The organism is Microbacterium sp. AC132 (genome assembly GCF_979258525.1).
This window is the reverse complement of the sequence record NZ_OZ409862.1, coordinates 1671347-1685329: the sequence shown is the minus strand read 5'-3', so window position 1 is coordinate 1685329 and position 13983 is coordinate 1671347. Positions and strand designations below refer to the sequence as shown.

Here is a 13983-nt window from a genome sequence, read left to right as displayed (position 1 = left end):
TCCCGGGCACCCGGGATGATCGTCGTGTCTGCGTGCAGAAGGAGAAGAACATGACCGACCCATCGACCACCACCCAGACGGGCACCCCCGTCGCGAGCGACGCGCACTCGCTCACCGTCGGAGCTGACGGCCCCACCGTTCTGCACGATCGCTACCTCGTCGAGAAGCTCGCGTCGTTCAACCGCGAGCGCGTGCCGGAGCGCAACCCCCACGCCAAGGGCGGCGGAGCCTTCGGAACGTTCACCGTCACCGAGGACGTGTCGGCCTACACCCGTGCCGCGGCCTTCCAGCCGGGCGCTCAGAGCGAGACGCTGCTGCGTTTCTCGTCGGTCGCCGGCGAGCAGGGTTCGCCCGACACCTGGCGCGACGTGCGCGGTTTCGCGCTGCGTTTCTACACGCCCGAGGGCAACCTCGACATCGTGGGCAACAACACCCCGACCTTCTTCCTGCGCGACGCCATGAAGTTCCCCGACTTCATCCACTCGCAGAAGCGTCTCGGCGACTCGGGTCTGCGCGACGCCGACATGCAGTGGGACTTCTGGACCCTCTCCCCCGAGTCCGCCCACCAGGTCACCTACCTCATGGGCGACCGCGGCCTGCCGCGCAGCTGGCGCCACATGAACGGCTACGGATCGCACACCTACCAGTGGGTCAACGCCGCCGGCGAGCGCTTCTGGGTGCAGTACCACTTCCTGTCGAAGCAGGGCGTCGAGGCGATGAGCGCCGAAGAGGCCGAGAAGCTCGCCGGATCGGATGCCGACTACTACCGTCGCGACCTGTTCGACGCGATCGCTCGCGGCGACGCCCCCTCGTGGGACGTCTACGTGCAGGTCATGCCCTACGAAGAGGGCAAGACCTACCGCTTCAACCCGTTCGACCTGACGAAGACCTGGTCGAAGAAGGACTACCCGCGCATCAAGGTCGGCACGTTCACGCTCGACCGCAACCCGCAGAACTTCTTCGCCGAGATCGAGCAGGCCGCCTTCTCGCCCGGCAACCAGGTTCCCGGCACGGGCATCTCGCCCGACAAGATGCTCATGGCTCGCGTGTTCGCATACTCGGATGCTCAGCGCTACCGCATCGGTGCGAACTACAACCAGCTGCCGGTCAACCAGCCGCACGCGGCCGAGGTGCGCAACTACATGCACGAAGGCCAGATGCAGTACAAGTTCAACCCGGCCGAGCACCGCGTCTACACGCCGAACTCCTACGGCCCCGCCGGCGGACCCACGGCTGACCCCGCTGCCGGTGTCGAGGCGAGCTGGGAGTCGGACGGCGAGCTGATCCGCGCCGCCGCGACCCTGCACCTCGACGACGACGACTTCGGTCAGGCGGGCACGCTCTACCGCACGGTCTTCGACGACGAGCAGCGCGCGCGCTTCCTCGACACGCTGACCGGCCAGGGACAGGGCATCACGATCGACGCGATCCGCGAGCGGTTCTTCCAGTACTGGACGAACGTCGACGCCTCGCTGGGCGACGCTCTGCGCGCTCGCTTCTGAGCCGCCTCCGCTGAGGACCGAGACCCACCGTCCCTTCGGGGCCGGTGGGTCTCGGCGTCTTCGGGCATCGCAGGGGGAGCACAATGGATGCCGTGGCTGTTCCTCTCTCCGACCTGACCCAGATGCCCGAACCCCAGCAGGTGCACGCCGCCGATGGCACTCGCCTCGCGACCTACACCTGGGGTGATGTGGATGCTCCCGTGGCGGTGATCGTGCACGGCTTCGCGTCGAGCGCCCGCGACACCTGGGTGCTCACGGGGTGGGTGCGCGAGCTCACGAAGGCGGGGTATCGGGTGCTCGCGCTCGATCAGCGGGGCCATGGGCTCAGCGAGAAGCCGCACCAGGCCGACGCCTACGGCATCCGCACTCTCGCGACCGACGTCGAGACGGTCATGGACATGTATCTCGTCGACGAGGCCGTCTACGTCGGATACTCGCTCGGGGCCCGGGTCGGCTGGGAGGTCGTGCGCGATCTGCCCCACCGGATCGGCCGCGCCGTGCTCGGAGGGGTGCCGGACGGCATCCCTCTCGCGCGGCTCGATCTCGACCAGGTGCGCGCGTATCTCGCCGACGGGACGCCCGTCGCGGATCCGACGACGCAGAACTACATCGCGCTGACCGAGCGCGTGCCCGGCAACGACCTCGGCGCACTCGTGGCGCTGGCCGAGGGGATGCGGTCGTCTCGGACGATCGATCCCGACCCGTCGAACGCGCCGGCGAGCCCGATCCTGTTCGCGACGGGGTCGAAGGATGCCATCATCGAGGGCTCTCGCGCCCTGGCGTCAGCTGCCCCGCAGGGACAGTTCTTCGAGATCCCCGATCGCAACCACTTCAACGCACCGGGATCGCGCGCTTTCAAGGAAGCCGCGCTCGCTTTCCTGTCGGAGAGCTGACCGCGGGGCGCCACGCCTGCCCACTCGTCGCGGAGGAGATCTCAGGCAACGAAGGATGCTTCTCCGCATCCGCTCCTTCGATCCGCGAGATCTCCTTCATTGCCGGAGCGGCAGCCGTCAGCCCGAGCACTGACCGCGGGCACGAGAAGAGCCCTCCGTCTCGGGGAGACGAAGGGCTCTCGGGGTGACCGTCAGACCGTCGCGTTCTCTTCGCGCTTCGGCAGCACCCATCCCGCACGCGGGAAGTGGCAGGTGTAGCCGTTGGGGTACTTGATCAGATAGTCCTGGTGCTCCTCTTCGGCCTGCCAGAACGGGCCGACGGGCTCGATCGTGGTCACGGCCTTGCCCGGCCACAGACCCGAGGCGTCGACGTCGGCGATGGTGTCGCGCGCGACGGCCTCCTGCTCGGGGCTGAGCGGGAAGATCGCCGAGCGGTAGCTCGAGCCGATGTCGTTGCCCTGGCGATCCTTGGTCGACGGGTCGTGGATCTGGAAGAAGAAGGCGAGGATGTCGCGGTACGTCGTCTTCGTGGGATCGAAGACGATCTCCACAGCCTCGGCATGACCCGGGTGGTTGCGGTAGGTCGCGTGGTCGTTGCTGCCGCCGGTGTAGCCGACACGGGTGTCGAGCACGCCGGGCTGGCGGCGGATGAGGTCTTCCATGCCCCAGAAGCAGCCGCCGGCGAGCACGGCGGTCTCGGTCCCGGGGGTGCGGGTGATTGTTCCGGTGTCGGTCATGAGTTCTCCTCGGAGTTCGGGGTGGGGAAGAGGTGACGGTAGCGACCGTACCCCTCATCTTCCAGGCTGTCAGCCGGGATGAAGCGCAGGGCGGCGGAGTTCATGCAGTACCGGAGTCCTCCTGCGTCTCGGGGTCCATCGTCGAAGACGTGCCCGAGGTGGCTGTCCGCGCCGCTGGAACGCGCCTCGGTGCGCTTCATCCACAGCGTGCGGTCGGTGCGCGTGGTCACGGCGTCGGCCTCGATGGGCTTGGTGAAGCTCGGCCATCCGGTGCCGCTGTCGAACTTGTCGGTCGACGCGAAGAGCGGCTGACCCGAGACGACGTCGACGTAGATGCCGTCGTCGTGGGTGTTCCAGTACGCGTTGCGGAAGGGCGGCTCGGTCGCATCCTCCTGCGTGACCTCGTACTGCAGGTGCGTGAGGTCGCTGACGGCCTCGGGGGTCTTGCTGTACTCGTTCGACATGGTCTGTCTCCTTGTCCGACGCGGCTGGCTGCAGCGTCATAGAAGAGAACCAGGAGGATGCCGGTTTTGGTCCCGCGGGACTGTGAGCGCGCTGTGAGTTTGTGCGCAGTCGATAGAGTTGCTCCGCTACATACACACCAGGGAGACACACATGTCGGTTGGACTGCTCGCCGTCGTCGATGACATTCTCAGCGCGGCGATGAAGGCTTCGGCCAAGGCCGCCGGCGTCGTGATCGATGACGCCGCCGTGACCCCGCAGTACGTGCAGGGCATCACGCCCGCGCGCGAGCTGCCGGTCGTGGCGAAGATCGCCCTCGGATCTCTCGCGAACAAGTTCGTCATCATCATCCCCATCGCGCTGCTGCTCACCGCCTTCGCGCCGTGGGTGCTGCCGTATCTCCTGATCCTCGGTGGCGCCTACCTCTGTTTCGAGGGGGCCGAGAAGGTGCTCGAATGGTTCGGCGTGGAGCACGGCCATGCCGATGAGAGCGCCCGCAACGAGAACAAGCTCGTGTGGGGCGCGGTGCGCACCGACCTGATCCTGTCGACGGAGATCATGCTGATCTCGCTCGCCAACCTCGAGGCCGGCCTCGACATTTGGACGACCCTCGCGATCCTCGCCGTGATCGCGCTGCTCATGACCGGCGTCGTCTACGGTGCAGTCGCCCTGCTCGTGAAGATCGACGACATCGGTCTGAAGATGGCGAAGAACCCGTCCCAGCGAGTTCGCCACACGGGCACGCGCATCGTGCGCTCGATGCCGGCGGTCTTCCGCTTCATCAGCATCCTCGGCACCGTCGCGATGCTGTGGGTCGGCGGGCACCTGCTGCTCGTGAACCTCGGCGAGGTCGGCGTGCACTTCGGCGCCGACATCCTGCACGGCATCGAGCACTTCCTCGAGCCGGCCGGCGGTGTCATCGTCTGGATCGGCGACACGCTGTTCTCGGCCATCGCGGGTCTGATCGCGGGTCTGATCATCGTGGGGATCATCCTCGGGATCGGTCGCCTGATCGGCAAGAAGCCGAGCTTCCACGAGGGTGAGGAATCGCCCGCCGACGTGCACGTCTGACACCGACGCCGCTGTTCGAATCTCGGTCGGTATGCCGACATGCGATCCGGGGCGCGACTCACTCGCCGCGCACGTGATCCTCGGTGCGCAGCCATTCGTCGAACGTGATCGCTCCCTGCAGAGCATCGGCGTCGCCGCGCAGCGACCCCGATGCCAGCCCTTTCCCGTACGCGCCGGGCAGCCGCACCTCGAGCACCAGCCGCCGCGCCCCGTCGTACGCCAGCTGTCGTCGGGCCAGATCGAGCAGGATCTCGTCCCGTGGCCCGACGAGATCGCGCGCACGCCCCGCTGCCGCACCGGAGGCGACCCGAACCAGGTGTGCCCCCACCTCGCGCGCCGCCACCGGCCGCATGAGCAGCTTGGGCATCACTGCGACCGGCCCCGACATCCCCGACAGCAGCTGTCCCAGGAACTCGTGGAACTGCGCCGCCCGCGCGATCGTGAACGGCACAGTGCCCGCGGCCACCGCCCGCTCCTGGGCGAGCTTGCCCGCGTAGTAGGACGAGTCGATCCCGTCGATCCCCACGATCGACAGTGCGACATGATGCCCCACACCTGCCGCCTCCTCTGCGGCGAGCAGATTGCGCGTCGCCGTCTCGAAGAAAGCGACAGCCTTCGCCGCCGAGAGGGTGGTCGTGTTCGTGACGTCGATGACGGCATCCACACCCTGCAGCGCGTCGGAGAGTCCGACGCCCGTGATCACGTCAGCGCCGGTCGAACGCGCGAGCACGACGACCTCGTGCCCCGCGGCCCGCCCCGCCTCGACGACGTGGCCACCGACCACTCCCGTTCCTCCTGCGACTGCGATCCTCATCCGCGCTCCTGTTCGTTCCCGCGGCATGTCCGCGCCCAGCGTGCGCCCACCGCGCACCGTCTGCAGGAGATGACGAGACGGCATCCGAAAGTGTGAGGTCTCACACTCCGCAGCCCTGCGTCGTCATATCCTGCGAGAGCACCCGCGCCAGCGCACCATCGAAAGGCACCCCATGGACGACGACCTCGACGACGTCTTCCGCGAGCGTCGCCGCCTGCTGGCCCTCGGCTATCGGATGACGGGGACGCTGGCGGATGCCGAGGATGTCGTGCAGGAGACATACCTGCGGTGGTACCGGCTCGCCGAGGCCGAGCGCGAGGCGATCGCGAACCCTGCGGGCTGGCTCACGACCGTCGCCGGCCGTGTCGCTCTCGACCTTCTGGGCTCCGCGCGGCGCCGGCGAGAGCAGTACGTCGGGCCGTGGCTGCCGGAGCCCGTCCCGGCCGAGCTCTTCGCGGGGGCACTCGGCTCGCACACGACATCGATGTCCGAGGATCCCCTCGATCGCATCACCCTCGACGACGACGTATCGACTGCGCTGCTCGTCGTGCTGGAGGCGATGACTCCGGCTGAGCGCGTCGCCTTCGTGCTGCACGACGTCTTCGCCGTGCCGTTCGATGAGATCGCCGAGGCCGTCGGCCGGTCCTCCGCCGCGGTGCGGCAGCTCGCGGCATCCGCTCGTCGTCACGTGCGCGAGAGTCGGGCGATCGCCGTCCCTCGCGCCGAGCACGACAGGGTCGTCCGCGCCTTTCAGGACGCCACACGAACCGGTGACGTCGTCGCGCTCGCGCGGTTCCTCGCCCCCGACGTCGAGCTGCGCAGCGACGGTGGCGGAGTGGTCAGCGCAGCCCGCAACGTCGTGAGCGGCGCCGACAATGTCGCGCGCTTCCTGCTCGGAATCGCAGCCAAGAACCCGCACTTCACCGTCGAGGAGAGGCAGTTCGGCGAGGGTCTCGGCCTCGTGTTCCGCGACGGAGAAAGGGTGCACTCGGTCATGAACCTGCACGTCGAAGACGGCGTGATCGATCAGCTGTGGATCGTCCTCAATCCCGCCAAGCTCACGCACTGGCGACTTCACACCTGAACCGACGTGGCGAGCCCTCCGAGACTCCGTGGACCCGGACCGTCTGCAGGGCTGCCGCATGGATGCAGGAGGATCCGAGGGATCTCGCCCTGCAGACGTGCCCCGGTCCTGCACGCGGCACAGGAGGGAAGCCGCGGCGAGCCCTCGGAGACCGACCCCACCCCGGCATCCTGCTACCGTCGTCCCGTGCGCACCCGAGCGCAGATGCAGGAGACCCGATGAGCGACCACCAGATCCGGGATGCCGAGACCGCCGACGTCGAGGCGATCACCGCCATCTACAACGACGCGGTGCTGACCACGACCGCCATCTGGAACGAAGAGGCCGTCACGGTCGACGACCGCACCGCCTGGCTCGCCGAGCGCACCGAGCGCGGCTACCCCGTGATCGTCGCCGTCGACGACACCGGCGTCCTCGGCTATGCGACGTTCGGCGACTGGCGCCCGCACAGCGGCTACCGCCACACGGTCGAGCACTCCGTCTATGTGCGCGAGGGGCAGCGCGGGCGCGGCATCGGCAAGGCGCTCATGATCGAGCTCATCGACCGCGCGCGACGCCTCGGCAAGCACGTCATGGTCGCGGCGATCGAGAGCAGCAACACGGGGTCGATCATCATGCACAAGCGCCTCGACTTCATGCAGGTCGGACGGATGCCGCAGGTCGGCGCCAAGTTCGATCGCTGGCTCGATCTCACCTTCCTGCAGCTGGTGCTCGATGAGCGGCCGTTCCCGGACGAGCGCCCGTGAACCCGCTGCTCTGGCTCGCTGACGCCTTCAACTCGCAGTGGGTGCTCCCCGGCGGTCAGGTGCTGCTGATCCGCGAAGTGGTCGGCAACGCGTTCGGCCTGGCGAGCGCCCTCGGCGGCATGCAGCGCAAGATCTGGGCGTGGCCGGTCGGCATCGTCGGCAATCTGCTGCTGCTCACGGTCTTCCTCGGGTCGATCCTGAATCCCGACCACGAGCTGCCGCATCTGCTCGGCCAGGCCGGGCGTCAGATCATGTTCATCATCGTCGCGATCTACGGCTGGGTGCGCTGGCGCCAGGCCGCCTCGAACGGTGGGCGCGTGACCCCGCGATGGGCGCCCAACAGCGCCCGCATCGGCCTGGTGCTCGTGATGGTGATCGGCACGATCGCCCTCACTCCCCTGTTCCGCGCGCTCGGCTCGTGGGAGCCCGTGTGGGCGGATGCCTGGACCTTCGTCGGCTCGCTGCTCGCCACCTACGGCATGGCCAAGGGCTGGACCGAGTTCTGGCTCATCTGGATAGCCGTCGACATCGTGGGCGTGCCGCTGCTGTTCAGCTCCGGCTTCTACGCCACGGGCCTGATGTACGTGTTCTACGGCGTCTTCACCGCGGTCGGATTCGTCGTGTGGTGCCGCGCACAGGCGAATGCCAAACCGCAGGTCGACACGATCATGCCGGATCCCCGACCCATCACCTCCACCATGAAGACCGTCGACCGCGACCGCGACTGACCCGCCCCGACCACTCGGCGAATGTGTCGGCGCATGTCACCGGGGTGGCCGGGAGGTCGATCGACGGGTTTGCTGGTCCCCATGACCCGTCAGATCCGTTTCAACGCCTTCGACATGAACTGCGTCGCCCACCAGTCGTCCGGCCTGTGGCGGCATCCTGACGATCGATCGCGCCAGTACAACACGATCTCGTACTGGACCGACCTCGCGAAGCTGCTCGAGAGCGCGACCTTCGACGGCATCTTCATCGCCGACGTCCTCGGCACCTACGACGTCTACGGCGGGACGAACGAAGCGGCGATCCGCAACGGCGCGCAGGTTCCGGTCAATGATCCGATCCTGCTCGTCAGCGCGATGGCCGCCGTCACCGAGCACCTCGGATTCGGCATCACCGCCGGCACCGCCTTCGAGCACCCGTACCCGTTCGCACGCCGTCTGAGCACCCTCGACCACCTGACCAACGGACGCGTCGGCTGGAACGTCGTCACCGGCTACCTGCCCAGCGCCGCGCGCAACATGGGCCAGGAGGACCAGCTCGCGCACGACGACCGCTACGACCATGCCGATGAATACGTCGAGGTGCTCTACAAGCTCTGGGAGGGGTCGTGGGAAGACGACGCGGTCGTCGAGGACCGTGGGCGCGGCATCTTCACCGACCCGTCGAAGGTGCACCCCATCGGCCACGAGGGCAAGCACTTCAGCGTTCCCGGCATCCATATCTCCGAGCCGTCACCGCAGCGCACGCCGGTCATCTACCAGGCCGGAGCGAGCCCCCGCGGCGTGCGCTTCGCGTCGGAGAACGCCGAGGCGATCTTCGTCGCCGCCCCGTCGAAGGAGGTGCTCGCCGGCACCGTGAAGCGCATCCGCGACGCACTCGAAGAGGCGGGCCGCGACCGATACGACGCGAAGATCTACACGCTGCTCACGGTCATCACCGGGGCGACGAGCGAGGATGCCGCGGCGAAGCACGCCGAGTACCTCTCGTATGCGAGCCCCGAGGGCGCGCTGACGTTCATGTCGGGCTGGATGGGCGTCGACCTCTCGCAGTACGCGGAGGACGAGCCCGTCGGCAACGTCGAGTCGAACGCCATCCAGTCTGTGCTGCAGCACCTCAAGGAGGAGGCCGACCTCGGACGCGAGTGGACCGTCGGCGACTTCGGACGCCACAACGCGATCGGCGGCCTCGGCCCGACCATCGTCGGCTCGGGCGTCGAGATCGCCGACGAGCTGCAGTCGTGGGTGGAGGAGACCGACATCGATGGCTTCAACCTCGCCTACGCGGTCACTCCCGGCACCTGGCAGGACGTCATCGAGCACGTCATCCCGGTGCTGCGCGAACGCGGCGTCTACCCCGAGGAGTACACGCCGGGCACCCTCCGCAACAAGCTGCAGGGCAAGGGCGACCGCGTGCAGGACACGCACCGCGCCGCGAGGTATCGGATCGGGGCGAACGTCCCGGTCGCCTGACCCTCAGCGACCTTCGGTCGGGCGCGGTCAGTCGGCCTTCGAGGTGAAGAGCCCGCGCAGCACGAGGAACACCACGACCGCGACGACGAGCACGATCGCCAGCTTGGCGATGAACCACAGGATCGAGAACAGCGCGCTGACGATCCACCAGGCGATCACCACGGCGAGGACGACGCCGACGATGGTCCAGAGCGAGTTCTTGTTCATGGTTCCAGCCTAGGCGGCGCGGCGACGTCACAGATCCGGACGCTGCGGCATCCGCCCTTCCGCATCCGATGCGTCGCCGTCAATCCCCTTCCCGTGCGCTGATCACCGGGGTGAGACTGCAAGCATCCGACTCTTGGGAGCATCTCCATGTCTGCGCCAGCACTCACTTCGTCCGCCGTTCACGGCATCACCGCGAGAGGTCCCCTCAGCGACGCCGTCATCCGCCGACTGACCGGCGAAGACGCCGACGATCTCGGTGCCAGGGCCGAGGCTGCGCTCGCTTCGACCAATGACGTCGTGCGCGACGACGACGTCCAGCTCGCGCTCTTCGTGCTCTACGCCTCGTCGTACGGGTCTCTTCCCGAGCTCGACCCCGCCCTCGAGTGGGATCCGGCGTTGATCGCGACACGGGGAATCCTCGAGCACGCGTTCGAGCGGGCACTGCGGGCGACTGTCCCGATGCCCGAACTCCCCGAGCCGACCGTCGATGCCGTCGGGCGGGCCCTCTTCGCCCTCGCCGAGGCCGACACGGGTCCCAGCCTGTCGCGCTACGTCGCGAAGAAGGCGACGGAAGAGCAGATGCACGAGTTCTTCATGCAGCGCTCGATCTACACGCTGCGCGAGGCCGACCCGCACTCGTGGGCGATCCCGCGCCTGCACGGGCGTGCGAAGGCGGCGCTCGTCGAGATCCAGTCCGACGAGTACGGCGGCGGGCGGCCCGACCGCGTGCACGCGACGATCTTCGCTCGCGCGATGCGCGGCGCCGGACTCGACGACACCTACGGCGGATACGTCGACGACGTGCCGGCCATCACGCTCGCCTCGCTGAACTCGATGTCGATGTTCGGCGTCAACCGGCGCCTCCTCGGCGCCATCGTCGGACACCTCGCCGCGTTCGAGATGACCTCGTCGATCCCCAACCGCCTGTACGCCGACGGCCTGCGGCGCCTCGGGTTCGGTGAGGACGTGACCGACTACTTCGATGAGCACGTCGAAGCGGATGCCGTGCATGAGCAGATCGCGGCGCGTGACCTCGCCGGCGGGTTGGCGGAGGATCACCCCGAGCTGCTGCCCGACATCATGTTCGGCGCGGCCGCCTGCCTGACCGTGGACGGCTGGGCAGCGGGCCACATGCTCGACTCGTGGACGCGCGGAGAATCCTCGCTGCGGCCGAGGGACGCACGATGAGCGCGCGCGAGGATGCCGTCACCATCACCGCCTACCCCGACGGACCGCTGCTCGTGCGGGGCGCGGCGGTGCTGGAGTCATCCGACGGCGAGCCGATCGAGGTCACGCGCCGCACGGTGGCGCTGTGCCGTTGCGGCCTCTCGACGATCAAGCCGTTCTGCGACGGCACCCATAAGGCCGCGGGGTTCCGCACCGACGCCTGATCTCAACCCGTCGGTCAGTGCCCGACTGCCGGCAGGCATCCGCCGTCCATGATGACGCCGCCGATCTCGACCGTGAGCACGTCGGCCGAGACCTCGCCGAAGATGCATCCGCCTTCGGGAGCAGCTGCACCGAAGGCCACGGCCCGCTCGTCGCCCAGCGTCTGGACGTAGGCGATGCCGGCGTCGGCGAAGACCTCCTCCACAGCGGCGACCGACAGGCCGCCGGAAGTGCGGAGCGACTCGAGGCCGGCGCGGATGTCATTCGCCGGTTTCTCGGCGGCGGCTCGGCTCTCCTCCGAGAGGTCGACGCGATCGCGGTAGCGCTCGTTCTGCGCCATCGCGTCGTCGGGGTCGTAGGGCGCGCAGTCCGGCGGCAGATCGACGCCTTCGATCTGCGGGCACGCTGCCGTGGGAGTGGGACTCGGAGATGCAGACTGCGATGCGCCCGGCGGGCCGGCGGTGGCCGTCGCGCACCCTGCGAGCATCATGGTCGTCGCAACGACGAGAAGCAGCCGTGCACCTCTCGACCTGTCCCCCCGGAGTCCGGTCATTCCCTCATGCAACCACACGGGAGCTCAATGGCCAATGGTCATTCCGTGTGCGCCTGCGCTCACCGCGACAACGCCCCGGGGTGCAGGCCGGATGCGGCGATGAGGCGCGACGACCCCGCTTCAGCCCGGATTCAGCGTGCGCCCGCCACACTGGAGGAATGCGGATCCTGGTGGTGGACGACGAGGTGCGGTTGGCCGACGCCGTACGCCGGGGACTCGAGGCCGAGGGCTTCGCGGTCGACGTGGCGAACAACGGCGACGACGGGCTCTGGCGTGCGCGCGAGACCCGATACGACGCGATCGTGCTCGACCTCATGATGCCCGGCATGAGCGGCTGGAAGGTGTGCGAGGCCCTGCGCGCCGAGGAGAACTGGACGCCCGTGCTGATGCTCACCGCCAAGGACGGCGAGTGGGATCAGGTGGAGGCCCTCGAGACCGGCGCCGACGACTATGTGACGAAGCCGTTCTCCTTCGCGATCCTCGTCGCCCGCATCCGCGCCCTCGTGCGCCGGGGAGCCGTGGCCCGCCCGGCCGTCCTCGAAGCCGGAGACCTGAAGCTCGACCCCTCGTCGCACCATGTCTGGCGGGGCGAGACTCCGGTCACGCTGACCGCCCGCGAATTCGCCGTGCTCGAGCACCTGATGCGTCATCGAGGTCAGGTGCTCTCGAAGCGCGAGCTGATCGACGGCGTATGGGACGACGACTTCGACGGCGACCCCAACATCGTCGAGGTCTACGTCGGACACCTGCGCCGCAAGCTCGACAAGCCCTTCGGACGCGAGGCGATCGAGACGATCCGCGGTGCCGGCTACCGATTGGCGGCCGACGGTGGCTAGGCGCTCATTCCGATCGGTGCGCGCCCGGACGACCCTCGGCGCGACGCTCGTCGTGGCCGTCGCCCTGCTCATCGGGGCGTTCTCGTTCTACGGCATCCTGAGCTCCAGCATCCACGCGAGCGCGGAGCGTGCCGCCGAGCAGCGCCTCGACGAACTCGCCGATCGCTTCGACGGCCCCGGCGGCGGACCGGGCGGCGAACGCGGCATCGACACCCTCGACGACGAGATCGTGCAGATCATCGGCGGCGACGGATCGGTGCGCGCCGCCAGTGAGGATGCGCGCGACGAACTGGGGTCGACCGCTCTGCCCGTCTCCGACGGAGCGCAGACCCTGACGATCGGCGGCGAGCCCATGCTCGTGGTCTCCGACGGCATCGAGGACGACGACACCCTCGTGCTGGCGGTGTCGATCGAAGACGGGGTCGAGACGCTGTCGACGGTCGCGCTGCTGCTCGCGGTGGCCGTGCCGCTGCTGCTGCTGCTCGTCGCCGTGACCACGTGGCTGGTCGTCGGACGGGCCCTCCGACCGGTCACGCGCATCCGCGAAGAGGTCGACGGGATCACCGCCGAGCACCTGCATCGGCGCGTCGAGGTGCCGCCGTCATCGGACGAGATCGCGGCGCTCGCGACCACCATGAACCGGATGCTGGATCGCCTCGACGCCTCGGCGACGGCGCAGCGCCGTTTCGTCTCCGATGCGTCGCACGAGCTGCGCTCCCCGCTCGCGACGATCCGACAGCACGCCGAGCTCGCGCAGGCCCACCCGGCCACCACGAGCATCGGCGAGCTCGCGGAGGTCGTGTCCGATGAAGGACTCCGCCTCCAGGGCATCGTCGAATCGCTGCTGCTGCTCGCCCGGCTCGACGAGGGCGGCGGCACGCACGACGAGGCGATCGATCTCGACGACCTCGCGCTCGCTGAGGTGAGGCGGCTGAGGTCTCGGGGCGTCGAGGTCGACGGCTCCGGCATCCGTGCGGCCCGTGTCACCGGAGACCCCCGCCTGCTCGGTCAGCTGCTGCGCAACCTCGCCGACAACGCCGTCCGGCACAGCGCGGCTCGCGTGGCCATCAGCGTGATCCCGCAGGATTCGTGGGTGTTCGTGACCGTCGAGGACGACGGCTCCGGCGTGCCGCCCGACGAGCGCGAGCGCATCTTCGAACGGTTCGTGCGGCTCGACGAGGCGCGCAGCCGGGATGCGGGAGGCAGCGGTCTCGGCCTCGCGATCGTGCAGGGCATCGCCGTGGCCGGCGGCGGCACCGTCTCGGTCGACGCCTCCCGTTGGGGCGGCGCGCGCTTCGTCGTGGCCCTGCCCCTCTCGGACTGACACTCTCTCGGCATCCGGGCCGTCTGCAGGACCTGGCACCTCAGCATCCGGGCCGTCCGCAGGACCTGGCACCTCAGTATCCGGGCCGTCTGCAGGCCCGAAGCACGGATGCGGGAACAGGATCCATGTCTCGTCCTGTATCCGTGCGTGGGTCCTGCAGGCGGTGCGTG

The 13983-nt window shown here is 68.6% G+C and carries 16 protein-coding genes; 11 read left to right on the top strand and 5 right to left on the bottom strand.

Translation table 11 applies throughout. The features are described from left to right. The first annotated feature begins 50 nt into the window (after window positions 1-50). Window positions 51-1502: a catalase gene (locus ACZZZQ_RS07945; protein WP_053098174.1), complete on the top strand. Its 1452-nt coding sequence runs from the start codon at window positions 51-53 to the stop codon at window positions 1500-1502. 83 nt (window positions 1503-1585) lie between these two features. Continuing rightward, window positions 1586-2395 carry an alpha/beta fold hydrolase gene (locus ACZZZQ_RS07940; protein WP_072592122.1) on the top strand — a complete coding sequence of 270 codons (810 nt, stop codon included), beginning with the start codon at window positions 1586-1588 and terminating at the stop codon, window positions 2393-2395. A gap of 191 nt (window positions 2396-2586) precedes the next feature. Here ACZZZQ_RS07940 and msrA read toward each other — a convergent pair whose 3' ends face one another. Together msrA and msrB are read right to left on the bottom strand one after the other, a co-directional pair. Further along, window positions 2587-3132 (bottom strand): peptide-methionine (S)-S-oxide reductase MsrA, encoded by a 546-nt coding sequence (gene msrA / locus ACZZZQ_RS07935; protein WP_053098176.1) that lies wholly within the window; start codon window positions 3130-3132, stop codon window positions 2587-2589. Beyond that, a complete protein-coding gene (gene msrB / locus ACZZZQ_RS07930; RefSeq protein WP_053098177.1) occupies window positions 3129-3596 on the bottom strand; it encodes a peptide-methionine (R)-S-oxide reductase MsrB in 468 nt (155 codons plus the stop codon). Before msrB ends, msrA begins: the two co-directional genes overlap by 4 nt. A 151-nt stretch (window positions 3597-3747) precedes the next feature. Here msrB and ACZZZQ_RS07925 point away from each other — a divergent pair, with 151 nt between their 5' ends. Beyond that, a complete protein-coding gene (locus ACZZZQ_RS07925) occupies window positions 3748-4665 on the top strand; it encodes a DUF808 domain-containing protein (RefSeq protein WP_463507294.1) in 918 nt (305 codons plus the stop codon). A 58-nt stretch (window positions 4666-4723) separates the two neighbouring features. On the opposite strand, the gene ACZZZQ_RS07920 is transcribed toward ACZZZQ_RS07925, so the two are convergent. Continuing rightward, window positions 4724-5479 carry an SDR family oxidoreductase gene (locus ACZZZQ_RS07920; protein WP_463507293.1) on the bottom strand — a complete coding sequence of 252 codons (756 nt, stop codon included), beginning with the start codon at window positions 5477-5479 and terminating at the stop codon, window positions 4724-4726. A 172-nt stretch (window positions 5480-5651) separates the two neighbouring features. Between ACZZZQ_RS07920 and sigJ the strand changes: the two genes are divergently transcribed. The 4 genes from sigJ to ACZZZQ_RS07900 all read left to right on the top strand — a co-directional run bounded on the left by sigJ (window position 5652) and on the right by ACZZZQ_RS07900 (window position 9504). Further along, window positions 5652-6563 (top strand): RNA polymerase sigma factor SigJ, encoded by a 912-nt coding sequence (gene sigJ / locus ACZZZQ_RS07915; RefSeq protein ID WP_463507292.1) that lies wholly within the window; start codon window positions 5652-5654, stop codon window positions 6561-6563. 218 nt (window positions 6564-6781) lie between these two features. After that, window positions 6782-7309, top strand: a complete 528-nt coding sequence (locus ACZZZQ_RS07910; protein WP_056275511.1) for a GNAT family N-acetyltransferase — start codon at window positions 6782-6784, stop codon at window positions 7307-7309. Next, a complete protein-coding gene (gene pnuC, locus ACZZZQ_RS07905; protein WP_187249190.1) occupies window positions 7306-8037 on the top strand; it encodes a nicotinamide riboside transporter PnuC in 732 nt (243 codons plus the stop codon). Before ACZZZQ_RS07910 ends, pnuC begins: the two co-directional genes overlap by 4 nt. A gap of 81 nt (window positions 8038-8118) precedes the next feature. Beyond that, window positions 8119-9504 carry an LLM class flavin-dependent oxidoreductase gene (locus ACZZZQ_RS07900; RefSeq protein ID WP_463507291.1) on the top strand — a complete coding sequence of 462 codons (1386 nt, stop codon included), beginning with the start codon at window positions 8119-8121 and terminating at the stop codon, window positions 9502-9504. Between the two features lie 27 nt (window positions 9505-9531). Here the strand turns inward: ACZZZQ_RS07900 and ACZZZQ_RS07895 are convergent, their stop codons facing one another. After that, a complete protein-coding gene (locus ACZZZQ_RS07895; protein WP_053098182.1) occupies window positions 9532-9711 on the bottom strand; it encodes a hypothetical protein in 180 nt (59 codons plus the stop codon). A 147-nt stretch (window positions 9712-9858) separates the two neighbouring features. Between ACZZZQ_RS07895 and ACZZZQ_RS07890 the strand changes: the two genes are divergently transcribed. Next, window positions 9859-10899 carry an iron-containing redox enzyme family protein gene (locus ACZZZQ_RS07890; protein WP_463507290.1) on the top strand — a complete coding sequence of 347 codons (1041 nt, stop codon included), beginning with the start codon at window positions 9859-9861 and terminating at the stop codon, window positions 10897-10899. Further along, window positions 10896-11102 (top strand): CDGSH iron-sulfur domain-containing protein, encoded by a 207-nt coding sequence (locus tag ACZZZQ_RS07885; protein WP_053098184.1) that lies wholly within the window; start codon window positions 10896-10898, stop codon window positions 11100-11102. The genes ACZZZQ_RS07890 and ACZZZQ_RS07885 overlap by 4 nt, the downstream gene beginning before the upstream one ends. Window positions 11103-11116: 14 nt before the next feature. On the opposite strand, the gene ACZZZQ_RS07880 is transcribed toward ACZZZQ_RS07885, so the two are convergent. Beyond that, window positions 11117-11653, bottom strand: coding sequence for a hypothetical protein (locus tag ACZZZQ_RS07880; protein ID WP_463507289.1), 537 nt, complete (start codon window positions 11651-11653; stop codon window positions 11117-11119). 158 nt (window positions 11654-11811) lie between these two features. Between ACZZZQ_RS07880 and ACZZZQ_RS07875 the strand changes: the two genes are divergently transcribed. Together ACZZZQ_RS07875 and ACZZZQ_RS07870 are read left to right on the top strand one after the other, a co-directional pair. Further along, window positions 11812-12489 (top strand): response regulator transcription factor, encoded by a 678-nt coding sequence (locus tag ACZZZQ_RS07875; protein WP_463507288.1) that lies wholly within the window; start codon window positions 11812-11814, stop codon window positions 12487-12489. Next, window positions 12482-13813 carry a sensor histidine kinase gene (locus ACZZZQ_RS07870; protein ID WP_056275530.1) on the top strand — a complete coding sequence of 444 codons (1332 nt, stop codon included), beginning with the start codon at window positions 12482-12484 and terminating at the stop codon, window positions 13811-13813. The genes ACZZZQ_RS07875 and ACZZZQ_RS07870 overlap by 8 nt, the downstream gene beginning before the upstream one ends. Window positions 13814-13983 lie beyond the last annotated feature (170 nt).